Raw genomic sequence first — 21,595 nt, 5'->3', positions numbered from 1 at the left:
AGCGCCGCCGCGCACCCTGCCACAACGCGATTGGCTCTGCTCTGACGCCTCTTGATAAGGTCGCCAGAGCCGAGGTGCTAGCTATTCGCCAGGTGCTGTCACAAAAACTTCATGGAATTGCTGCAAAGTGCGGACTCCCTCTCACAAGGAGTCCCCTGATGAAAAAGCTAATCAAGTCTGCCGCTGTCGCCTTAACGGTTTCTCTTTGTGCCACTTCGGTGTCTTTTGCTGCAGAAAGCGTGCGACTGACCGGCTCTGGTGCCAGCTTCCCTGCACCGATCTACCTGACTTGGTTCAAGGACTTCAGCAGCAAAACCCCCGGCGTCACCGTTGACTACCAATCCAAGGGTAGCGGTGCCGGTGTACAGGATTTCCTGAACAAGACCGTCGACTTCGCCGCCAGTGACTCGGCGATGAAAGAGGAAGACATCGCCAAGGTGGCCGAAGGCGTACAGCTGCTGCCGATGACCGCGGGCGAGATCGTTCTGGCCTACAACCTGCCAGGCAACCCGCAGGGCGTTAAATTGCCTCGCGACGTTTACTCGAACATCTTCCTGGGCAAGATCACCCAGTGGAACGATCCGCAGATCGTCGCTGCCAACCCTGATCTGAAGCTGCCCGACCTGCCGATCACCGTGGTTGTCCGCGCTGACTCCAGCGGTACCACTGCCGTATTCACCAAGCACCTGTCGGCCATCAACGCCGAGTTCAACAAGGAGCTGGGCGAGGGCAACACGGTCAACTGGCCTGCCAGCGACCGGTTCATCAAGTCGCCGAAAAACGATGGCGTGACCGCTACCGTTCGCCAGACCCCGGGCTCCATCGGCTACATCGAGTATGGCTTCGCCAAACTGGCCAAGGTCGACTTCGCCGTGCTGGAGAACAAGGCCGGTCAATACGTAGTGCCGAACGCGGAAAGCGGTGCCGAAGCACTCGCCGCCGTGAAGATGCCGGAAAACCTGGTGGCCTGGCTGCCTGACCCGGACGGTGCCAAGTCCTACCCGATCACCACCTACACCTGGATGATCTTCCGCAAGGACAACGGCAACCCGGCCAAGGCCAAGGCCCTGCGTGAGATGGTTGAGTACAGCCTGACCGAAGGTCAGAAAATCGCTGACTCGATGGGCTACATCCCGCTGCCGCAATCGGTCATCGATCAGGTTCGCAAAGCAGCTGCCAACATCCAGTAATGCTCGCACGAGCTCTGCGGCGTGGGTGGTTCGCCACGCCGACAGAGCGGTGCATATGCGTCGGAATTAGCCAATGACCAGCCCTTTCGTTGTTCCAGACAATCCTGATTCTGCTTGTCAGCCTCCTTCTACCAAGGATTTTCTGGTTGATCGCACCTTCCGCGCACTTTCCCGAGTGGGCGTGATTCTGATTCTGGCGGTGGTCTTCGCCCTGATTTTCGAAGTCGGTAGCAAGGCATTGCCCGGCATGCAGGAGTACGGTTTCGATGTACTGTTTGGCACCGTCTGGGATGTCAATCAGAACAAGTACGGCATTCTGCCGGCCATTTGGGGCACGCTGTACAGCGCCTTTATCGCTCTGTTGATCGCTGGTTTCTTCGGCATCAGCATGGCCATCTTCCTGACCCAGGATTTTCTGCCGGCCAAGCTCGCTTCGGTGTTTCGCACCATCGTCGAGCTGCTGGCGGCCATCCCCAGCGTGGTTTACGGCCTGTGGGGGATCTACGTGGTGATCCCCGCCATCCGGCCGCTGACCGCCTGGCTGCATAGCGAACTGAGCTGGATTCCCTTTTTCGGCACTTCGCTGAGCGGCCCGGGGCTACTGCCTGCCGCGCTGGTGCTGGCGATCATGATTCTGCCGACCATCGCGGCGGTATCCCAGGATGCGCTGTCGAGCGTACCGATGAAGACCAAGCAGGCCGCCTATGGCATGGGCACCACCCACTGGGAAGCGATTCTCAAGGTGATGGTGCCATCCGCGGCGACCGGCATCTTTGGTTCTCTGGTGCTCGGCCTTGGCCGCGCGCTGGGTGAAACCATGGCGCTGGCCATGCTGGTCGGTAACGCCAACAACATTTCCCTGTCGCTGTTCGCCCCGGCCAACACCCTGGCGGCGCTGCTGGCGCTGAACTTCCCGGAAGCAGGGCCGCGCGAGGTCGAGGTGTTGATGTACGCCGCGCTGGTGCTGATGCTGATCACCCTGATCGTCAACATCATCGGCTCGATGCTGATGGTCTACGCCCAGCGGGGCAATAAGTGATGACTGACCTGACTGCTCCTACCGCCGAAATGCCGAGCCTGCAACGCCGCTTCGAGGGCCGCGCGCTGCGCAGCCTGATGTTGACCAGCGTGGTCTGGATCGTTGCGTTGCTGGCCAGTGTGCCGCTGCTCTCCGTGCTCTACATGTTGATCACCCGTGGCGGCGCGCGCATCAGCCTGGAAGTGTTCACCCAACTGCCACCGACTGGTTTCGAGACCGGTGGCGGCTTTGGTAACGCCATGGCAGGCACCTTCGTGATGGTCGGCATCGCTGCGGCCATCGCCGTGCCGGTCGGCATCCTGGCGGCGATCTTCCTGGCCGAGCTGGGGCCACACAGCAGGCTCGCCAATGTCGCGCGCTTCGCTGCCAAGATGCTCACCGGGCTGCCATCGATTCTCGCCGGGGTGTTCGCCTACGCCTTGGTGGTGGTCACCACCGGCACCTACTCGGCACCGGCCGGCGGCGTGGCACTGGCGGTATTGATGCTGCCCATCGTCGTGCTGACCGCCGAAGAAGCGATGAAGATGGTGCCCAAGGTCATGAGGGATGCCGCCTACGGTATGGGCTGCACCCGCTCTCAGGTGGTCTGGAAGATCATCCTGCCGACCGGCATGCCGGCGATCCTGACTGGCGTCATGCTGGCCGTGGCCCGCGCCGCTGGCGAAACCGCCCCGTTGTTGTTTACCGCGTTGTTCAGCAACTACTGGATCTATCACGACGGCGAACTGGCCGTGATGAATCCCACGGCATCGCTTGCCGTGCTCATCTACAACTTCTCCGGCATGCCGTTCGACAATCAGCTTGAACTCGCCTGGGCCGCCTCGCTGGTCCTGGTGCTGATCGTGCTCATGGTGAATGTGATCAGCCGTATTTTCGGCAAGCCCAAGTATTGAGAATCGGAGCACTCTGATAGTGAACCAATTATCTGCACAAATAGCCGCCCCGTTCGAGACCCACGCCCCCGTGGTCATGGACTGCAAGCTGGACAAGATTTTCTACGGCAACTTCCTAGCCGTGCGCGACAGCCATGTGCCGATCGAGAAGAACAAGATCACCGGCTTCATCGGCCCGTCCGGTTGCGGCAAGAGCACCGTGCTGCGCAGCCTCAACCGCATGAACGACCTGATCAAGGGCTTCCGTTTCGAGGGCCATGTGCACTTCCTCGGCCAGGATGTCTACGGCAAGGGCGTCGACCCGGTGGTGGTGCGCCGTTACATCGGCATGGTGTTCCAGCAGCCCAACCCGTTCTCGATGAGCATTTTCGACAACGTCGCGTTCGGCCTGCGCCTCAATCGCTACAAGGGCGACCTGGGCGACCGAGTCAAGCACGCCCTGCAAGGCGCTGCCCTGTGGGATGAGGTCAAGGACAAGCTCAAGGCCAGCGGCCTGTCGCTGTCCGGTGGCCAGCAGCAACGCCTGTGCATCGCCCGTGCCATTGCGACCGAGCCGGAGGTGCTGCTGCTCGACGAACCCTGCTCGGCACTCGACCCGATCGCCACACGCCGGGTCGAGGAACTGATGGTCGAGTTGAAAAAGGACTACACCATCGCCCTGGTCACCCACAACATGCAGCAGGCCATCCGGGTAGCCGATACCACGGCGTTCTTCTCGGTAGACATCTCTCAGGGCACCCGTACCGGTTACCTGGTCGAGATGGGCGCGACGGGGCAGATATTCGGCAGCCCCCGAGAAAAAATGACCGAGGACTACATCAGCGGCAAGTTCAGCTAATCGCCGCAATTCGTTGCAGGCCGAATGCCGTTTTGAGCGGGGACGCTCCAACGGCTATTCGGCCGTTTTGTCGTTGCAAGATTTTTCCTTCAGGAGTGCCAATGCCTGCCAAGCGTCGCCTTGATTTACCAGCGGTGGAGCACGCACTGCGTGAGGTGCAAAGCCGCTTTGCCGAGCTCAGCCGGCGCTTCACCGAACCGCGTGATCCGCTGACAGACGAGGTGCTGGAAAATGTGCTTGAGGGCTATGCCCTGATTGACGATTATGTCGCCCGCGGTATCGATCTGTTCGAGCTGCAGAATCTGAACCTGATGCTGGAGCTCAATGCCACTGTGCTCTGTGGCCGGGACGCGGCCCGTCGGCAGGAGTTCGCCCAGCACCTGGCGGCCACTGAAGCGCACTTCTTCAACAACATCGAAGGAGGAATCAAGGACGTGTTCAACTGGTATTGCGCACACCGCAGCGATTCGGTCTGGAAGCGTGCTGCCGGCGTGTATGTGCGGATTCTCAGCAAGCCGCAGCTGTTCATCGAGGGCAACAACCGTACCGGCTCGCTGATCGTCAGCTACCTGTTGATGCGCGACGGCCAACCGCCTTTCGTACTGACCCTGAAAAATGCCGAGGGCTACTTCAACCCTTCTTCGGTGATCCGCAACTCCGCCAAACACGGTATCAAGGCCTTGTACGAACTGCCCAAGATCAAGAAGAAATACGCCGCCTTTCTGGAAGACCAGTCGCCGGAGCGCAAGAAGTTTTTCCTCAGCGAGAAGAAGCTCGCCGCCGAACAGCGCTGGGAGGCTCAATGAACAAGCGATTTGCGGCCCGCCTGTCCCGCCTCACTGACCTGCCGACGCTGCAGACCTTCAAAGGTCTGGTACCGCTGGCTTCGCTCAAGCGTCAGCGCCTGCGTATTTCCTTCGACATCGACGACACCCTGGCTTGCCAGGCCCTGCATAGCGATGCCGAGCCGAGCAGGCTGCCGGCATTCATTCACCGCTGGCTCGGCGAGCCGCTGCGCATTGGCACCCGCTCGCTGATTCGCGAGTTGCGTCGTCAGAATTGCAGCGTGTGGATCTACACCTCGTCCGGGCGCACGCCTGCCTACATCCGCCGCTGGCTGATGCTGCATGGCATTCATGTCGACGGTGTGGTGAACAGTGTGCGCCACAAGCATGCGCTGACTGCCCGTGGGCTGTCGCATGCGCCTTCGAAGCTGCCTTCGGCCTTCGATATCGACCTGCATGTCGATGATTCCGAGGGGGTGCAGATCGAAGGCCTGCGTCACGGCTTTCGCGTGGTGGTGGTGCGCCCAGATGATCGGCAGTGGGCGCAACAGGTGCTGGGTGCCGTCGCCCAGGCACAGCGGCAGATGAGCCGGCAGCAGCAGTCGGTACGCCGGGCCAAGGTGGTGCAGGGGGCGCAAGTCGTGTAGTCAGCCGTCCGGCTTTTCGACTCGAGCAAAAAACGCCCGGCTGATGCCGGGCGTTTTTGTTGGTCAGCCTGCCAGCACGCTGTCGACCAGCGCCTTGGCCTCGCTCTGGATACGCTTGAGGTGGGCATCGCCCTCGAAGCTTTCCGCGTAGATCTTGTAGACGTCTTCGGTGCCGGACGGGCGGGCGGCGAACCAGCCGTTGTCGGTGACCACCTTGAGCCCGCCGATGGCCGCGCCATTGCCCGGGGCCTCGGTGAGGATGGCGGTGATCGGCTGGCCGGCCAGCTCGCTGGCGGTAACCTGGGACGCCGACAGCTTGCCCAGGCGGGCCTTCTGCTCGCGATCCGCCGGGGCATCGATACGCTGGTAGACCGGCGCGCCGAAACGCTCGGTCAGCGCCTGATAGCGTTCGCCTGGGTCCTTGCCGGTCACCGCGGTGATTTCCGCCGCCAGCAGGCCGAGAATGATGCCGTCCTTGTCGGTCGACCAGGCGCTGCCGTCCTTGCGCAGGAACGAGGCACCGGCGGACTCTTCACCGCCAAAGCCGAAGCGGCCTTCGATCAGCCCGTCGACGAACCACTTGAAGCCCACCGGCACTTCCACCACTTCGCGGCCGATGCCCTTGGCCACGCGGTCGATCATCGAGGAGGACACCAGGGTCTTGCCGATGGCCGCCTGGGCGGCCCACTGCGGACGGTGGGTGAACAGGTACTCGATGGCCACCGCCAGGTAGTGGTTGGGGTTGAGCAGGCCCACCGAACGGGCAACGATGCCGTGGCGGTCATGGTCGGTGTCGCAGGCGAAGGACACGTCGAAGCGGTCCTTGTTCTCGATCAGCCCGGCCATGGCATGGGGCGAGCTGCAGTCCATGCGGATCTTGCCGTCCCAGTCGAGGCGCATGAAGCGGAAGGTCGGGTCGATACGGGTCGACAGCACCTCCAGCGGCAGGCCGAAACGCTCGGCGATGCGCGTCCAGTAGTGCACCCCGGCGCCGCCCAGCGGGTCGACCGCGAACTTCAGGCCCGAGCCACGGATCGCCTGCAGGTCGAGCACCTGCTCGAGATCGCCGACGTACTGTTCGATGAAATCGTGACGTTGAGTCGTGGGCGCTTTCAGGGCGCTGGCGTAGTCGATGCGCTGCACGCCGTTCAGACCAGCCACCAGCAACTCGTTGGCGCGCTCCTGGATCCACTTGGTCACGCCGGTATCGGCCGGGCCGCCGTTGCTGGCGTTGTATTTGAAGCCGCCATCGGCCGGCGGGTTGTGCGACGGGGTGATGACGATACCGTCGGCCAGGCCACTGCTGCGGCCCTTGTTGTAATCGAGAATCGCCTTGGAGATCGCCGGGGTCGGGGTGTAGCCCGGCTCGCCGGCGGTTTCGCTGCAGCCGGCATCGATACGCGTTTCGATGCGGTTGGCGGCCAGCACTTCCAGGGCGGAAACGAAAGCGGGTTCGGACAGCGCATGGGTGTCCATGCCGATGTACAGCGGGCCGTCGATGCCCTGGCCGCGGCGGTAATCGCAGATCGCCTGGGTCACGGCGAGGATGTGCCATTCGTTGAAGCTGTTCTTCAGCGAAGAACCGCGGTGGCCCGAGGTGCCGAAGGCCACCTGCTGAGCGGGGTCGCTCGGGTCCGGGCGTTCGCTGTAGTAGCGCGCCACCAGACGGGGCAGGTTGACCAGGCTGTGCTCGTCGGGAAGCAGCCCCGCGTTGCTGTGAATGCTCATCAATCGTTCCTTTGCTGGGGTGAAAGGGCCGGGCGGCTGTTGCGCAGCGCCTGACATCGGACTCGGGGTTCGACACCAGGGCGGTGGGCTGGAGTTCCCCATACTCGCGCGCGGATGATAAAGATTGCGCGACAAAGCGCCAGTAGCCCCTAGGGTCTGTTGCCGTTTCAACGCGAGCCGCGTTGCCGCGAGAAATCTCGCCAGGCCGGGCGGCGATCCGCTAGGCGGAGGACGCAGGGAATGGCATTCCCTTTCCAAGTCCTCCAACGACACATGGCGAGACTTCCCGCGCAACCTAGGCGGCCCCACCCGAAGGGCCGGGCCCGTTTTGCCGCGAGGCGGCGTTTCTCGCCGGCTCATTTAGCCAGCTAAACTTCGCGGCTCGTGCCTTGCCTCGCGGCCAAACGAGCTCCGGCGCGGCCGTACGTGAAACGGCAACAGACCCTAATCTGGCCGACTAGTCAGGTTTTATTGCAAAAGCCCGGCACTTTGTATCGTGGCGATAGATTTATTTAACGTGCTCCGTGATGGCGTTTTGCTATTTTGTAAATGCGTATGTCGGAACCGGCAGCGCATCTGCTGGGCCGACAAGGAGTGGTTGGTAGAACACCCCTTCATCTGGTGCCACCATGAACCTTCGTAACTTCAATATCGCTCCCCGCGCCGCTTTCTGCTTCGCGCTCATTACCCTGCTGGTGATGGCGCTGGGCGTGTTCTCCCTGTTCAAGCTGAGTGATCTCTACACAGCCGAGCAGGATATCGAAACCAACTGGATGGCGAGCATCCAGGCCAGCGGCGAGCTGCAGAAGGATCTGCTCAACATCCGCCTGGAAACCCTGCGCATGCTGGCCGTGGTCGAAACCACCAGCGACCGGACCATCGACGAAACTGTCGCCCAGCAATATCGCGACGCGCTGCAGCAGGTGCTGGAGCAGTACGGCAGGCAACTGGTGAGCACCGAGGCCGAACGCGGCATCTTTGCGCGGGTCAACAGCGGCGCCCAGGCCTACCTGAGCGGTCAGCAGCGGATCGTCGAACTCCTGCGCCAGGGCCAACTGCCCCAGGCGCTGGCGCTGGCCAACGGCGAGGTGCGCGAGGCCGGCACCAGCCTGCAGCAACAGCTCGACGAGCTGACTGCCTACAACATGCAGGGCGCCAAGCAGGCCGGCATCAATGCCCACACCATCTTTGAACATGGCCGCACTGGCGTGCTGGTGACCATCGGAGTCGCGGTGCTGCTGACCATACTGCTGGCGACCCTGCTGACCCGCTCCATCGCCGCGCCGATCCGCGAAGCACTGCAGAGTGCCGAGACCATCGCCTCGGGCGACCTGACCCGTACCGTGCTGGTGACCGGCAAGGATGAGGCAGCACGCCTGCTCGCCGCCCAGGCGACCATGCAGAAGAACCTCAACGATGCCATCCGGCAGATCAGCGACTCGTCCACCCAACTGGCCGCCGCCGCCGAAGAGATGGCCTCGGTGACCGAGGAGAGCACCCGCAACCTGTCGAGCCAGAATGCCGAGATCGACCAGGCAGCCACCGCGGTGACGCAGATGAGCTCGGCAGTCGACGAGGTATCGCGCAACGCCAGTGGCGCCTCGGATGCTTCACGCGAGTCGACGGTGTCGGCCAACGCCGGCAACCAGCACGTGGCCCGCACCGTGTCGGCGATTCGGAACCTGTCGAGCAACGTGATGCAGGCATCCGACCAGGTGCAGGGGCTGGCCGACCAGGCCCGTGACATCAGCAAGGTGCTCGACGTGATCCGCAACGTGGCCGAACAGACCAACCTGCTGGCCCTCAACGCCGCCATCGAAGCGGCCCGCGCCGGTGACCACGGCCGCGGTTTCGCGGTGGTGGCCGACGAGGTACGAGGCCTGGCCCATCGCACCTCCGCCTCGACCCAGGAAATCGAGCAGATGATCGCGGCGATCCAGACCGGTACCGACAAGGCCGTGCAGGCCATGCGCGGCAGCAGCCAGGAGGCCACCAACACCCTGCAGGTCGCCGACGATGCGCGTGTCGCCCTGGAGCAGATCGTCGACTCCATCGGCATGATCAACGAGCGCAACCTGCAGATCGCCACCGCATCGGAAGAGCAGGCCCACGTGGCCCGCGAGGTGGACCGCAACCTGGTGAGCATCCGCGACCTGTCGATCCAGAGCGCCTCGGGTGCCAACCAGACGGCCGCGGCCTGCAGCGAACTGGCGCACCTGGCCCAGGGCCTCAATACCCTGGTGGGGCGCTTCAAGCTGAGTGCCTGATAGGCGAGGGCGACCGGCGGCTCATTGACCATGGTCAATGAGCCGTTTGCCTGTCTATGATGCAGGCCATGAATTCGTCCCTGCCGATCCGCCATCCTTGCCCTCCGGGCGCCTGCGACTGCCAGCGCGAGCAGCTGCTGGAAGCGCCCGGCGCGCATCAGCGCATCCTGATGCTGACCAAGAGCGAAGAGAAACGCCTGCTCGAACGCCTGGAAAACCTGGCCAGCCTTGAAGACCTCGAGCGCCTGCAGCAGCGCATGTTCGAGCAGCTGGGGATTCGCGTCGAGGTGGCACCGGGCTTCAACGAAGTGCGCAGCATGCGTGGCATCGCCATCGAGGTGCACAACTTCCCCGGCCTGTGCCGCAAGACCCGCCAGGCGATTCCCGCTGCGATTCGCCGCGGCCTGGAGCGGCGCCCGGAAATCGCCTACGCGCTGCTCAACGCCCACGACCTGTTCCGCGACCTGTAAACCCGGCCAAGGCCATACTCAGAGGTTCTTGCACGGCACCTCGAGGGCCCGGTAGCGCGCGTCGAAATCCTCCGCCAGGGACGCCACGCTGATCGACGCCAGCCGCTGCAGGAGCAGCGCCTGGGCCTCGTCGAACGCCTGCCCGAGGGCGTGGTTGACGGCCTGCTCGACCAGGCAGGTGGGGTTGTCGGTCGCCAGGCCGATGCTGAAGATCGACTGCGCACCCAGGGCCTGGTGAATGTCCAGCAGGGTGATCTCGCTCAGCGGCCTGGCCAGCGCCCAGCCGCCCTTGTGGCCCTTGTCGGAGGTCACGTAACCCTTGTCGCGCAGCAGGCCCATGGTGCGCCGCACCACCACCGGGTTGGTTTCCAGCATGCGCGCGATGGTTTCCGAGGTGGTGCGCTGTTCGTGGCGATCCATGTGGATCAGCACGTGCAGCATGCGGGACAACCGGGTGTCGTTTCTCATGGGCGTCTCGGGGCGGCGGCGATGGCCACGAGTATGATTCGTAATGAATGAAGTTACGAGAGGTTGACGCTGTTCCATTATGTAACTTATGGTGTTGCATGATGGCTCGGTGTTCTCCCGAGCCCACCATGGAGGAGTAACGCCATGAGTTATGACGCAATCATCGTCGGCGGCAGCTATGCCGGCCTTTCCGCGGGGCTGCAGTTGGCCCGTGCCCGGCGCCGCGTGCTGGTGATCGACGCCGGGGTGCGGCGCAATCGCTTTGCCAGCCATTCCCACGGGTTTCTCGGCCAGGACGGGCGCGCGCCGGACGACATCGCCGCCGATGGGCGTGCCGAGCTGATGGACTACCCGAACGTCAGCTGGCAGGTGGGCGAGGCCACTGCGGTGCAGCGTGACGGCGAAGGCTTCGTGGTGAGGCTGCGCGATGGCCAGGTGCAGGCCACCCGGCGGCTGATCCTGGCCGGCGGCGTGCGCGATGAGCTGCCCGCCATCGACGGGCTGGCCGAACGCTGGGGGCGCCATGTGTTTCACTGCCCGTATTGCCATGGTTACGAGCTGGATCAGGGGCGCATTGGCGTGCTGGCGGTCTCGCCCCTGTCGATCCACCATGCTCTGATGCTGCCGGACTGGGGCAGCACCACGTTCTTTCTCAACGGCGCCTTCGTGCCCGATGCCGAGCAGCTCGAACAGCTGGCGCGCCGTGGCGTGGTGGTCGAGCCGGACCCCGTGCTGTCGATCAGTGGCGAGCGCCTCGAGGTCAACCTGGCCGACGGCCGTACGGCGGCGCTGGACGGGCTGTTCGTGATGCCGCGCACCCATCAGAACAGCCCGTTGGCCGAGCAGCTCGGTTGCACCCTGGTCGAAGGACCGATGGGCCTGTATCTGCAAACCGGGGAAACCCAGGAAACCAGCGTGCCGGGCGTGTTCGCCTGTGGCGACGCGGCGCTGGCCGCCGGCTCGGTAGCGCTCGCCGTCGGCACGGGGGCGAGGGCGGGAGCCGGTGCTCACCAGTCGTTGATCTTTCGCTAGCGCAGATCAATGAATCGGTCACTGCGCTGGGGCATACTGGCGGCCCCTTTGCAGCAACCGCTCGCGTGCCAATGACCGTTTTTTTACCGATCCCTCTGCCGTGCCGCCGCCTGGTTGGTCTCGGCCTGCTTATCACCGCCGCTGCACTGCTCACTCAGACGGCCCAGGCTGAAGCCGACATCGCCGCTGGCGAGGCGCTGTTCAAGCGCGTCTGTGGCAACTGCCACAATGTCGGGCCGGGCGCGCGCGCCGCCTTCGGGCCGCAGCTCAATGGCATCTTCGGCCGGCATGCCGGCGCCACCCGGGACTACCGGTATTCGCCCGCCATGCAGCAAGCGGATCTGGTCTGGGATCGCGATACCCTGAGTGCCTTCATCAAGGACTCCGACAGCGTGGTGCCCGGCAACAAGATGCGCTTCTGGGGCATTGGCGATCAGCAGAAGATCGACAGCCTGCTGCTTTACCTCAAAGCCCAGCAGGATCACTGAACGGGCCGCTGCAGGCGCCGCAATCAATCTGAACGAAGCCCTCGCCGCTGGTTCTGAAATTCTAGAACCAGCGGACGGCCCGGCCGTTCGCGATCCATCCCTTCGCCCCCCGGGATCGCTATGGCAGATGAACAACAGATCAACTGGTTGGTCGAGCAGTCCATGCTGCACGCCGCCCGCCAGCGCATGCGCCTGTATTCGGGCCAGGCCCGTTTGTGGCAACAACCCTACGCATTGGCCCGGCCACGCAGCGTCACGGCGGTAGCCTCGGTATGGCTGGCGGTCTATCCGGCTTCGATCATTACCTCGCCCGACGGCTCGGTGCTGCAGGCGCTTGGCGACGAACGCCTGTGGTCGGCGCTCTCCGAACTCGGCGTGCAGGGCATCCACACCGGGCCGCTGCGTCGCTCCGGTGGTTTGCAGGGGCGCGAATACACGCCCACCGTGGACGGCAACTTCGACCGCATCAGCCTGGAGATCGACCCGCGCTTCGGCAGTGAGGAACAGCTGGTGCACCTGAGCCGGGTGGCCGCGGCCCACAACGCGGTGACCATCGACGACTCGATTCCTTCGCACACCGGCAAGGGCGCGGATTTCCGCCTGGCGGAAATGGCCTACGGCGACTACCCCGGCCTCTATCACATGGTGGAGATCGCCGAGGCCGACTGGGAGCTGCTGCCAGCGCTGCCCGAGGGCCGCGATTCGGTCAACCTGTCACCAGCCACCGTCGATGCGTTGCGTGACAAGCACTACATCGTCGGCCAGTTGCAGCGGGTGATCTTCTTCGAGCCCGGCGTCAAGGAAACCGACTGGAGCGCCACTGGCGAGATCACCGGGGTCGATGGCAAGGTGCGGCGCTGGGTGTACCTGCACTACTTCAAGGAAGGCCAGCCGTCACTGAACTGGCTGGATCCGACCTTCGCCGCCCAGCAGCTGGTCACCGGTGAGTCGCTGCACGCCATCGACGTGATCGGCTCGCGGGTGCTGCGCCTGGATGCCAACGGCTTCCTTGGCGTCGAACGGCGCAGCCAGGGCAATGCCTGGTCGGAGAGCCACCCGCTGTCGCTGACCGGCAACCAGCTGCTCGCCGGGATGATCCGCAAGGCCGGGGCGTTCAGCTTCCAGGAACTCAACCTGACCCTGGACGACATCGCCGCCATGTCCCAGGGCGGTGCCGACCTGTCCTACGACTTCATCACCCGGCCGGCCTACCAGCACGCGCTGTTGACCGGTGACGTGGAGTTCCTGCGCCTGATGATGCAGCAGATGCATGACTTCGGCATCGACCCGGCGTCGCTGATCCACGCCCTGCAGAACCATGACGAGCTGACCCTCGAGCTGGTGCATTTCTGGACCCTGCATGCCAACGATACCTACGTGTTCCGCGGCCAGAGCCTGCCGGGCAGCATCCTGCGCGAGCACATTCGCGGCGAGATGTACGAGCGCCTGACCGGCGAGCATGCGCCCTACAACCTGAAGTTCGTCACCAACGGCGTGGCCTGTACCACGGTGAGCATCATCACCGCAGCCCTGGGCATTCGTGACCTGAGCACCATCAGCGAGGCCGATATCGAGCAGATTCGCCGCGTGCACCTGCTGTTGCTGATGTTCAACGCCATGCAGCCTGGCGTGGTCGCGCTGTCGGGCTGGGATCTGGTTGGCGCGCTGCCCCTGGACGTCGAGCAGGTCGCCGATTTGATCGCCGAGGGCGACACGCGCTGGATCAACCGCGGCGGCTACGACCTGGTCGATCTCGACCCCGACGCGCTGCTGTCCGCCGAAGGCCTGCCGCGTTCCCGGCAGCTGTATGGCAGCCTCGCCGAGCAGCTGCAGGACCCGCAGTCGTTCGCCTCCCAGGCTCGGCGCATGTTCGCCGCGCGGCGCTCCCACGGTGTGGCCTCGAGCCGGCAGATCGCCGTGCCGGTCACCCAGCACCCGGCGCTGCTGATCATGGTGCACGAGCTGCCGGCGGGGCGTGGCATCCAGGTCACGGCGCTGAACTTCGGCGCCGAACCAATCAGCGAGGTGATCACCCTGGAGCACGTCGAGCCGGGGCCGGTGGTGGACATCATCCACGAGCGGCTGCTGGGCGACCTGTCTGCCGAAGGCGAGCTGCATATCCAGCTCGAACCCTATGAAGGGCTGGCGCTGCGCATCGCCAGCATGGCACCGGGGATTGCCGCCATGGACGGCTGAGCGATATGCCTTTGCGCACTAAGCTCATAACGTTCGAGTAGTTGAGCGCGCCTGCGGGCGCGCCGTATTGTCCCTGTCCAGGCTGGCCGATGGCGCTGGCCGCATGTCGAGTTGAGGTTTCAATGAACGGCGAGTTTGCCATCCGCACCGAGGATGGCGCCGAGGCTGAGTATTCATCCCGGCCGATCAACTGGAAGCTGGAGCAGACCGTTGCCGGTCTGCGTGCCGCGCGCGCCGAATGGCGCAACCATTCCGGGCGCAATCCCGAACTGGGCGGCCGTGAGCTGCCGTCGCGCCAAGCCATGGCGGCGATTCTCAGCGGGCTGTGTGGTGCGTTGTTCCCCATGCGCCTGGGCCCGGCCGAACTGCGCGAAGAAAGCGAAGACTATTACGTTGGCCATACCCTGGACCGCGCGTTGAACGCGCTGGTGGCGCAGGTGCGTATGGAGCTGCGCTATGCGGCGCGCCAGCGAGGTGATAACGCCGGTGATGTGGATTGCCAGGCCGTGGCCATCGTCCGCGACTTCGCGGCGGCGCTGCCGGCCCTGCGCCGCTTGCTCGATCAGGATGTGGTGGCGGCCTTCAACGGCGACCCGGCGGCGCGCAGCGTCGATGAGGTGCTGCTTTGCTACCCGGGCGTGCTGGCGATGATCTACCACCGCCTGGCCCATCATCTGTATCGCGCCGGCCTGCCGCTGTTGGCACGTATCGCCGCGGAAACCGCCCATGGCGCCACCGGCATCGACATCCACCCGGGGGCGCAGATCGGCCACAGCTTCTTTATCGATCACGGCACCGGCGTGGTGATCGGCGAGACGGCGATCATCGGCAACCACGTGCGTATCTACCAGGCGGTGACCCTGGGCGCGAAGCGCTTCACCAGCGATGAAAGTGGCCAGTTGCACAAGGGCCAGCCGCGCCACCCGATCGTCGAAGACAATGTGGTGATCTACGCCGGCGCCACGATTCTGGGGCGCATCACCATTGGCAAAGGTTCGGTAATCGGCGGTAACGTCTGGCTTACCCGCAGCGTAGAGCCTGGTAGTAACGTATCTCAGGCCAGCGCTGAGCGAAGTGGATGCTGAACCAGGCTGGCTTGATGTCTGTCATATAACAGACACGCAGACTTCATAGACTCGGTTCGAGACCAAAGAGAGAAAGGAGAAAGAGATGGACGATTATCAGGAAGAGCTGCTCGAGTCCCGTGCCGTGGAACAGGACGTACCCGAGTTCGCTGAAGACGCCACCGAGCTGTAACAGCTCGCTTGCGGCGGGGATGGAGACTGCAACGGCAAACCGTTCGGCCCATTTGCCAGAATCAACAGAAAAGGCCCGATGCGCATGCATCGGGCCTTTTCGTTGTAGCGCTGTTTTCAGCCGCGTGGCTCTCGACAGCTTGTCATTGCGCGAGCGCTTTGACCAGGCTGTCGACATTGCCTTCCAGCTCGGCCACTGGATCGTCTTGCTCGGTTTCCAGCACCAGCAGCGGCACACCGGCGGCCTTGATCGCATCTTCCACCGGTTTGGGCGGGTTGCGGTGGGCCAGTACCAGGGCCACGTCGTCTGCCTGCAGGGCGCCTGTCAGCGACCGCAGGGCTTCGCCATCCCAGTCGCGGTCATCCCGGCTGTCGCTGCTGACCAGGTCCAGATTGAGGCCGCTGATCAGGTAATCCAGGCGATCACTCAGGCTGTACACGGACAGGTTGTCGGCCTTGGCCAACTCGCGCTCGCTGTGGGCATTGAGCTTGAGCAGGCGCTGCTTGAGGGCGGCGAGGTTCTGCTCGACCTTGGCCTTGGCGTCCGGCGCCAGGCGCACCAGGTCGGCAGCCATCACGTCGGCCATGCGCCCCATGTTGTTGATCGCCAGCCAAGGGTGGCCCGCCAGGTCGTTGTCGCCGGCGCTTTCGGCCTGGATGGCGATACCGGGCAGGGCACCGTCCACCGGGCGCGCGGCGTCGATCTCGACGATACGGATATTGCTGCGCCGGGCCATGGGGTAGAGCGGGTCTTCGGCCCACAGCGAGCGCAGGGCGATGGCCGCATCGGCATCGACGGCGACCTTCTGCAGCGCGGCAGCGCCGCGCCCGGCGAAATACGACACCTGGCGGCTGGCCGGCAGGGTGGCGGGGGCGGCGCGCTCGATGTGCACCTCTGTGCCGTCGAGCAAGTCAGTGGCCAGGCCAAAGGTGATCGGCTGCGAAACCAGGACGGTGACGTCCTTTGCCAGGGCGAGGCCGGGCAGGCTGAGGAGCAGGGCGAGGCCCAGTTGGTGGAGTCGATGGGTCATCCCAGGTTCCCTTTCAAGCTTGGTACGACGCCGCGCGCGATGGCGGCGAGGGCGAAGGCGATACCGGCGATCATGATGATCGCGGCGCCGGAGGGGATCGGCAGATCCAGCACGATGGGCAGCAGAATGCCGAGCAAGGTGCTGACGGTGGCGATCAGCACCGAGAGCCAGAAGAAGCCTTTCAGCGACTGGCTGAGCAGGCGCGCGGCGGCCGCCGGAATCACCAGCAGGGCGCCGACCAGAATCGCGCCGATGACCTTGACCGCCGCCACGGTGATCAGCGTCACCAGGATCACGAACAGGTAATCCAGGGTCTTCACCGCTACGCCGCGCACCGCCGCCAGCTGCGGGTTGAAGCTGGCCAGCATGATGCGGTTGTACAGCGGCAGGGCCAGGCCCATGACCAGGCCACCGACCACCAGCAGCACCAGCAGGTCGGTGCCGTTGACCGTGAGCACCGAGCCGAACAGCACGTTTTCCAGAATGTGCACGTTGATCCGCCCGGCCAGCACCAGCAGCAGGCTGGCGCCCATGGCCAGGGACACCGACAGGAACACGCCGATCAGCGTGTCTGGCGCCAGGCCCGTGCGGTTGCGCAGGTAGTTGAGCAGGATGCCGAACAGCAAGGCGTAGCCGAACAGGGCGCCATAGGGGCCGGTGTAGGGTTCGCCCAGCAGGATGCCGATGGCCACGCCGGTCAGTGCGGCGTGGCCGACCGCTTCGGAGAAGAACGCGAAGCGCTTGACCACCACCAGGGTGCCGAGGCCGCCCAGCACCGGGCCGATCAGCAGGCCGGCGAGCAACGCATTGACCACGAAACCGTAGGCCAGCGCGCCTGGCAGGTAGCCGGAAGAGGCCCAGCCCTGGATCAGCAGGCGAAATTGTTCATAGTCGATCATGGCTGGACGGCCTCCACGGTGCGTGCGTGGGTGGAGAACAGGCCGAGCAGGCGCTCCGGGGTCAGGGCTTCGCCGGGTGGCGCATCGAACAGCACCCGGCGGCTGAGACCGGTAACGCGGTCGGCGAGGCGCTTGACCGCTTCCAGGTCGTGCTCGATCCACAGTACGCTGATGCCGGCGCGGCGCCAGTCACCGAGCAGGCGCTCGAACACCTGGATGCCGGCCTCGTCGAGGGCCGACATCGGCTCGTCGAGCACCAGCAATTGCGGTGCGGGGATCAGCCCCTGGGCGAGCAACACGCGCTGGCGCTCGCCGCCGGACAGCGCGCCCATGCGCCGCTTGCGCTTCTCCAGCATGCCGACGCGGGCCAGGGCCTCATCGATGGGTTTGGCGAAGTGTTTGGACAGGCCAAGAAAAGCCGGGCGGCGCTGGCACATGGCAGCCATGAAATCGTCCACGGTCATCGGCAGGCCACGGTCGAATTCCAGCGCCTGGGGCACGTAGCCGATGGTGCCGACGGCGCCGGGCCACTGCAGGCTGAGTTTGCCCTGGTGGGGCATCTGGCCGAGCAGGGTCTTGATCAGCGAGCTCTTGCCACCACCGTTGGGGCCGACCAACGCATGCACGCTGCCCGGCTGCACCGTGAAGCTGACGTTGTCGAGAATCTGCGTGCGGCCGAGTACCAGGCTGACCTGCTGGAAGTCGATGGCCGGGCCGACTGCCGCCACACTGAGGTTTTCTGCCGCGGTCATTGGCCGGCTTCCTGAATGGCGCGCACCACGGTGTTCATGTTGTCCGCCATTTCCTTCTCGTACTTCTCGGCGCTGTATTCGCCGTAGGAAATGTGCGACAGCGGGTAGAGCTTGACGCCGGATTCGCGCTGGATGGTGTCGACGTAGGTGGACGGGAAGTCCAGCTCGGAGAAGATCACCTTCACGTCCAGCTCGCGCAGTTGGTCGATGGTCTTTTTCAGCTGGCTCGGGCTCGGCTCGATACCGTGGGCCGGCTCGACCACCGCGGTGACTTCCAGGCCGAACTCGCGCAACAGGTAGTCGTAGGCCGCGTGCACGGTGGCTACGCGCAGGTCGGCGTTGGGCGCTTCGGTCAGCTGGGAGAGGGCGTCGGCGCGCAGTTTGCGCAGGCGTTTGCCGTAGGCGCGGGCGTTCTGGGTGTAGGTCTTGGCGTTGTCCGGGTCGAGCTTGCCGAGCTCGCGGGCGATGTTGTTGACCTGGGCGATGGAGGCACTGATCGACAGGAAGGTGTGCGGGTTGACCACCTTGCCGGCACCGCGGGCGGCAATCCCGGTGGCCGCCAGCAGCGGCACGTTGGCGTTGGCTTCGATCACGTCGATATCCGGCTTCTCGCTGGCGGCGATCATGCGGTCGGCGAAGTCGTCATGCCCCACGCCGTTGAGCACCACCACGTCCAGCGTGCCGATGCGCTTGATGTCTTCGGCGCGCGGCTCGTAGGCGTGGGGGTTGAAACCGGCGGGAATCAGCGGCACCACCTCGGCCTTGTCGCCGACGATGTTGGCCACGTAGCTGTAGTAGGGGTGCAGGGTGATACCGATGCGCAGCTTGGCATCGGCGACGCTGGCAGCGCCGAGCAGCAGCAGGGCGCACAGGCCGCTGCTCAGGCGTGGCAGCAGCTGGCGAGCGCGGGAAAAGCGGGAAATGGGCATGGGCGGGCGGTCTTCTGTCGGGTGAGTCGGAGGCGGTCAGTGGCGGTGTTGCCGGGTGACACCTGCGTCGTACTGGGAGGCGATCTGCTGCCAGCCGGCAGCGATCAGGCTTTGCGCGTCCAGACTGGAAGGCGCGCTGGCGCCGTTGCGGTTGAGCCAGACGTCGGCCTGCTCATGCTCGGTGTCGAGCAGCATCAGCAGCGAGCCGGCAACCTCCAGTGCCTGGCTGGCGCCGAAGTAGGCCGGCTGGTCGCCGGGCAGCAATTGCCAGGCGTGGCTGCCGCGGCTGGTGGCACTGGCGTCGGCCACGAACGGTGGGAAGCCTTCGTCGGCCAGCTCTGCGGGCGTCAGCAGCGCTTGCTCTTCGTCGCGGCGGATGCGGATCTCGTCGGCGGCCACCCGCAGGTCGGCGTAGATGCCTTGCTCGGCAGCGGTGAGGTCGCGGCGGGCGTCGATCTGATGGCTTTCGATGCGGGTTTCGCTATCGGTTTCGCCATGCCAGGCGACCACGCAACCGGCCGCCAGCACGATGACCAGGCACAGCAGCAGCACGTAGAGGGTTTCATGCCCCGCACCGGCGGGGCGTACGGCCTGAACCGTCATGGGGCGTCGATTTCCGAGTGGTCGATTTCGACGATGTGGCCGGGGCCGGCGTCGAACAGCACGTAGAACTCGCCCTCGGGCTTCTTGAAGGTCAGGGTCGAGTCCTCGGCGAGCTTGCCGGGCACCAGGATGCTTTCGTCATAGCCGATCACATCCAGGGTCACCCCTGGGGCGCCGCTGCCGTCGGAAAAACCGCCGGTGCAGCGAATGTTCTCGGCATCGACGGCTTCGCACTGGCACATCGGGTTGTGGGCCAGGGCCAGGCCACTGAGTGACAGCAGGGCGATACCTGCGGCGCTGCGCAGGACGTTGGGCTTGATCATGGTTTGCCTCCTTGTTGTTTCTGCAGCCACGCGACGGTGGCCGGGGATGCCTGTTCGAGCGGCACGGCGGCCTGGTGTACGGAGCCGTCCCAGCCCTCCATGGTGATCCACAGTTCGGCGTCGGTTTTGGTGCGGGTCGGCAGCGGCACGGTGGCGCCCATGCGGTAGGCGCTGCCGAAGAAGATGCCGCCGGCGGCGCGCAGGCTGCGCGGCTTGCCGATGCGCAGGTAGGTGGCCTTGACCTGGCTGATGCATTCCTTGCACAGCGCGCCGGTGAAGATCTTCATGTAGCCGGCCGGGCCGTCGAGCTCTGGCGGCGCGGCGCGAAATTCGGCCAGGGTGATCGACCAGGGACCCACCGGCACCTCGCCGATGGTGCGTTCGCCCAGGCCACTGGTGCCGCGAAACAGTGCGACGTCATGGAAATACCGGGGCATGAAGCCCAGCGGAATGAGCACCAGCAGGATGTTGATGTGGAAGCGCCACTTGTGCCAAAAGCGGCTCAGCGGCGAGGCGGGTTGTGCTGCCATGGCCTTGCTCATGCCTTGACCTCCGCGTTGTCGCCGAGGGCTGCTGCGGCGCGGGTGCGCGCCGGGCGCTTGATCACCTTGGCGGTGGCCTGGGCGGTGCGCTTGGTCCAGATCAGCAGGCCGCTGAGCACCATCATGCTCAGCACCAGGCCGAAGAAGAACCAGATCATCTTCACCCACAGGCCGCCGAAGTCACCGGTGTGCAGCGGACGCATCGACTCGGTGACGAACTCCAGCTTGGAACGGTCTTCGAGCAGACGCTGCTGGGCCACTTCACCGGTGTAGGGGTTGATCGAGGCGCTCTGCATCATCAGCGGGTACCAGCCGCGGCCGCCGACGGCGATATGGTCGTAGGCGTTGCTGGGCAGGCGGGTGAAGCTGACGTCCAGGCTCGGCACCTTGCCGATGGCGATACGCGCCGCTTCGTCGATGTCGAGCATCGGGATCGGCTCGCCGGGCCGCACGATCGGCACGTCCTCACGGGCCACCACGGCCGGTACGCCTTCGGTGGAGATGGAAATCTGGTTGTCGAACAGGATCGCCTGGATCAGGAACCAGATGCCGGTGATCGATACCACGGCGATGAACCAGATCGACCAGATGCCGCTCAGGCGATGGAAGTCGCCCCAGAAGATCCGCGCGCCCTGGTTGAAGCGCAGGCGCGGCTTGAAGAAGCCTTTCCAGAATTTTTTGTAAACCACCAGGCCGGTGATCAGCGACAGCAGCATGGGGATGCCCATCATCGACACCAGGTACCAGCCCCAGCTGAAGCCATTGGTGAACGGCACCAGCCACCAGCCGTGCAGGGCGCGGGTGAACTGGCGGAAATCGAACTCGGGGCTCACACCCTGGATGGCGCCGGTGTACGGGTTGACGTAGAGGGTCGGGTTGCTGCCGTCGGGGTAGCTGACCTCCGCGGTGAGGGCGAAGTGCGATTCGTCCGGGCGGGTGATGGACTCCACCACCAGCTCCGGCTCGGCTTTCCTGATCTCGGCCAGTACCTGGCCGAAGGTCAGCAGCTCGGCGTCGTCGGACGGCTTGCTGGCGCGCACGTCGGGGTTGGCCAGCCAGACGATTTCCTGGCTGACCACCGCCAGGGTGCCGGTGACGCAAACGATCAACACGAAGAACCAGATCGGCAGGGCGAGCCAGCTGTGAACCAGAAACCAGATTTTCGAGCGCGACTTCTTGGACATGGAATATCAGTCTTGTCTGAGCCCTCGCACGGCGA

General features: G+C 64.6%; 23 protein-coding genes. 12 read left to right on the top strand and 11 right to left on the bottom strand.

Annotated elements, in window-relative coordinates; translation table 11 throughout:
- Positions 1-158 precede the first annotated feature (158 nt).
- The 6 genes from pstS to QYS36_RS13405 all read left to right on the top strand — a co-directional run bounded on the left by pstS (position 159) and on the right by QYS36_RS13405 (position 5,392).
- Positions 159-1,190 (top strand): phosphate ABC transporter substrate-binding protein PstS, encoded by a 1,032-nt coding sequence (gene pstS, locus QYS36_RS13430; RefSeq protein WP_308839950.1) that lies wholly within the window; start codon positions 159-161, stop codon positions 1,188-1,190.
- A 73-nt stretch (positions 1,191-1,263) separates the two neighbouring features.
- On the top strand, positions 1,264-2,229 hold the full coding sequence (pstC, locus tag QYS36_RS13425) for a phosphate ABC transporter permease subunit PstC (protein ID WP_308839949.1): 966 nt from the start codon (positions 1,264-1,266) through the stop codon (positions 2,227-2,229).
- Positions 2,229-3,122 carry a phosphate ABC transporter permease PstA gene (gene pstA, locus QYS36_RS13420; protein ID WP_308839948.1) on the top strand — a complete coding sequence of 298 codons (894 nt, stop codon included), beginning with the start codon at positions 2,229-2,231 and terminating at the stop codon, positions 3,120-3,122. Before pstC ends, pstA begins: the two co-directional genes overlap by 1 nt.
- A 76-nt stretch (positions 3,123-3,198) precedes the next feature.
- The gene (gene pstB / locus QYS36_RS13415) at positions 3,199-3,960 is read left to right on the top strand and encodes a phosphate ABC transporter ATP-binding protein PstB (RefSeq protein ID WP_308839971.1); all 762 of its coding nucleotides are present in this window, start codon (positions 3,199-3,201) and stop codon (positions 3,958-3,960) included.
- A gap of 101 nt (positions 3,961-4,061) precedes the next feature.
- Positions 4,062-4,766: a hypothetical protein gene (locus tag QYS36_RS13410; protein ID WP_308839947.1), complete on the top strand. Its 705-nt coding sequence runs from the start codon at positions 4,062-4,064 to the stop codon at positions 4,764-4,766.
- Positions 4,763-5,392 carry a hypothetical protein gene (locus tag QYS36_RS13405; RefSeq protein WP_308839946.1) on the top strand — a complete coding sequence of 210 codons (630 nt, stop codon included), beginning with the start codon at positions 4,763-4,765 and terminating at the stop codon, positions 5,390-5,392. Before QYS36_RS13410 ends, QYS36_RS13405 begins: the two co-directional genes overlap by 4 nt.
- A gap of 63 nt (positions 5,393-5,455) precedes the next feature.
- Here the strand turns inward: QYS36_RS13405 and pgm are convergent, their stop codons facing one another.
- On the bottom strand, positions 5,456-7,120 hold the full coding sequence (gene pgm / locus QYS36_RS13400) for a phosphoglucomutase (alpha-D-glucose-1,6-bisphosphate-dependent) (protein ID WP_308839945.1): 1,665 nt from the start codon (positions 7,118-7,120) through the stop codon (positions 5,456-5,458).
- A gap of 629 nt (positions 7,121-7,749) precedes the next feature.
- Here pgm and QYS36_RS13395 point away from each other — a divergent pair.
- Both QYS36_RS13395 and QYS36_RS13390 read left to right on the top strand, forming a co-directional pair.
- Complete coding sequence (locus tag QYS36_RS13395; protein ID WP_308839944.1) at positions 7,750-9,387, top strand: methyl-accepting chemotaxis protein; 1,638 nt, start codon at positions 7,750-7,752, stop codon at positions 9,385-9,387.
- A 68-nt stretch (positions 9,388-9,455) separates the two neighbouring features.
- Entirely contained in the window at positions 9,456-9,857 is a 402-nt protein-coding gene (locus QYS36_RS13390; RefSeq protein ID WP_308839943.1) for a hypothetical protein, read from the top strand.
- An 18-nt stretch (positions 9,858-9,875) separates the two neighbouring features.
- On the opposite strand, the gene QYS36_RS13385 is transcribed toward QYS36_RS13390, so the two are convergent.
- Entirely contained in the window at positions 9,876-10,325 is a 450-nt protein-coding gene (locus tag QYS36_RS13385; protein ID WP_308839942.1) for an Rrf2 family transcriptional regulator, read from the bottom strand.
- Positions 10,326-10,469: 144 nt separating this feature from the next.
- On the opposite strand from QYS36_RS13385, the gene QYS36_RS13380 reads away from it, so the two are divergent.
- From QYS36_RS13380 to epsC, 4 genes are all read left to right on the top strand, one after another.
- Positions 10,470-11,357: an NAD(P)/FAD-dependent oxidoreductase gene (locus QYS36_RS13380; RefSeq protein WP_308839941.1), complete on the top strand. Its 888-nt coding sequence runs from the start codon at positions 10,470-10,472 to the stop codon at positions 11,355-11,357.
- Between the two features lie 71 nt (positions 11,358-11,428).
- The gene (locus QYS36_RS13375; RefSeq protein WP_308839940.1) at positions 11,429-11,845 is read left to right on the top strand and encodes a c-type cytochrome; all 417 of its coding nucleotides are present in this window, start codon (positions 11,429-11,431) and stop codon (positions 11,843-11,845) included.
- Positions 11,846-11,965: 120 nt separating this feature from the next.
- Positions 11,966-14,041: a maltose alpha-D-glucosyltransferase gene (gene treS / locus QYS36_RS13370; RefSeq protein WP_374990452.1), complete on the top strand. Its 2,076-nt coding sequence runs from the start codon at positions 11,966-11,968 to the stop codon at positions 14,039-14,041.
- 122 nt (positions 14,042-14,163) lie between these two features.
- A complete protein-coding gene (epsC, locus tag QYS36_RS13365) occupies positions 14,164-15,126 on the top strand; it encodes a serine O-acetyltransferase EpsC (RefSeq protein WP_308839939.1) in 963 nt (320 codons plus the stop codon).
- A 43-nt stretch (positions 15,127-15,169) separates the two neighbouring features.
- On the opposite strand, the gene QYS36_RS13360 is transcribed toward epsC, so the two are convergent.
- Genes QYS36_RS13360 through QYS36_RS13320 form a run of 9 tightly spaced genes read right to left on the bottom strand, consistent with a single transcriptional unit; the run spans position 15,170 to position 21,560 of the window.
- Entirely contained in the window at positions 15,170-15,475 is a 306-nt protein-coding gene (locus tag QYS36_RS13360; protein ID WP_308839938.1) for a hypothetical protein, read from the bottom strand.
- Positions 15,441-16,328 carry a metal ABC transporter solute-binding protein, Zn/Mn family gene (locus QYS36_RS13355; RefSeq protein WP_308839937.1) on the bottom strand — a complete coding sequence of 296 codons (888 nt, stop codon included), beginning with the start codon at positions 16,326-16,328 and terminating at the stop codon, positions 15,441-15,443. The genes QYS36_RS13360 and QYS36_RS13355 overlap by 35 nt, the downstream gene beginning before the upstream one ends.
- Positions 16,325-17,227 carry a metal ABC transporter permease gene (locus QYS36_RS13350; protein WP_308839936.1) on the bottom strand — a complete coding sequence of 301 codons (903 nt, stop codon included), beginning with the start codon at positions 17,225-17,227 and terminating at the stop codon, positions 16,325-16,327. The genes QYS36_RS13355 and QYS36_RS13350 overlap by 4 nt, the downstream gene beginning before the upstream one ends.
- Complete coding sequence (locus QYS36_RS13345) at positions 17,224-17,979, bottom strand: metal ABC transporter ATP-binding protein (protein ID WP_308839935.1); 756 nt, start codon at positions 17,977-17,979, stop codon at positions 17,224-17,226. Before QYS36_RS13345 ends, QYS36_RS13350 begins: the two co-directional genes overlap by 4 nt.
- Positions 17,976-18,908, bottom strand: a complete 933-nt coding sequence (locus tag QYS36_RS13340) for a metal ABC transporter substrate-binding protein (RefSeq protein WP_308839934.1) — start codon at positions 18,906-18,908, stop codon at positions 17,976-17,978. The genes QYS36_RS13345 and QYS36_RS13340 overlap by 4 nt, the downstream gene beginning before the upstream one ends.
- A gap of 36 nt (positions 18,909-18,944) precedes the next feature.
- The gene (locus tag QYS36_RS13335) at positions 18,945-19,511 is read right to left on the bottom strand and encodes a DUF6162 family protein (protein WP_308839933.1); all 567 of its coding nucleotides are present in this window, start codon (positions 19,509-19,511) and stop codon (positions 18,945-18,947) included.
- On the bottom strand, positions 19,508-19,834 hold the full coding sequence (locus QYS36_RS13330) for a hypothetical protein (RefSeq protein ID WP_308839932.1): 327 nt from the start codon (positions 19,832-19,834) through the stop codon (positions 19,508-19,510). The genes QYS36_RS13335 and QYS36_RS13330 overlap by 4 nt, the downstream gene beginning before the upstream one ends.
- Complete coding sequence (locus tag QYS36_RS13325; RefSeq protein WP_308839931.1) at positions 19,831-20,376, bottom strand: thiamine pyrophosphate-binding protein; 546 nt, start codon at positions 20,374-20,376, stop codon at positions 19,831-19,833. Before QYS36_RS13325 ends, QYS36_RS13330 begins: the two co-directional genes overlap by 4 nt.
- Complete coding sequence (locus QYS36_RS13320) at positions 20,373-21,560, bottom strand: PepSY domain-containing protein (RefSeq protein ID WP_308839930.1); 1,188 nt, start codon at positions 21,558-21,560, stop codon at positions 20,373-20,375. The genes QYS36_RS13325 and QYS36_RS13320 overlap by 4 nt, the downstream gene beginning before the upstream one ends.
- Positions 21,561-21,595: the final 35 nt, after the last annotated feature.

The organism is Pseudomonas sp. G34, from assembly GCF_031119625.1.
GTDB lineage: Bacteria > Pseudomonadota > Gammaproteobacteria > Pseudomonadales > Pseudomonadaceae > Aquipseudomonas.
This window is presented reverse-complemented; position numbering and strand designations above follow the sequence as displayed.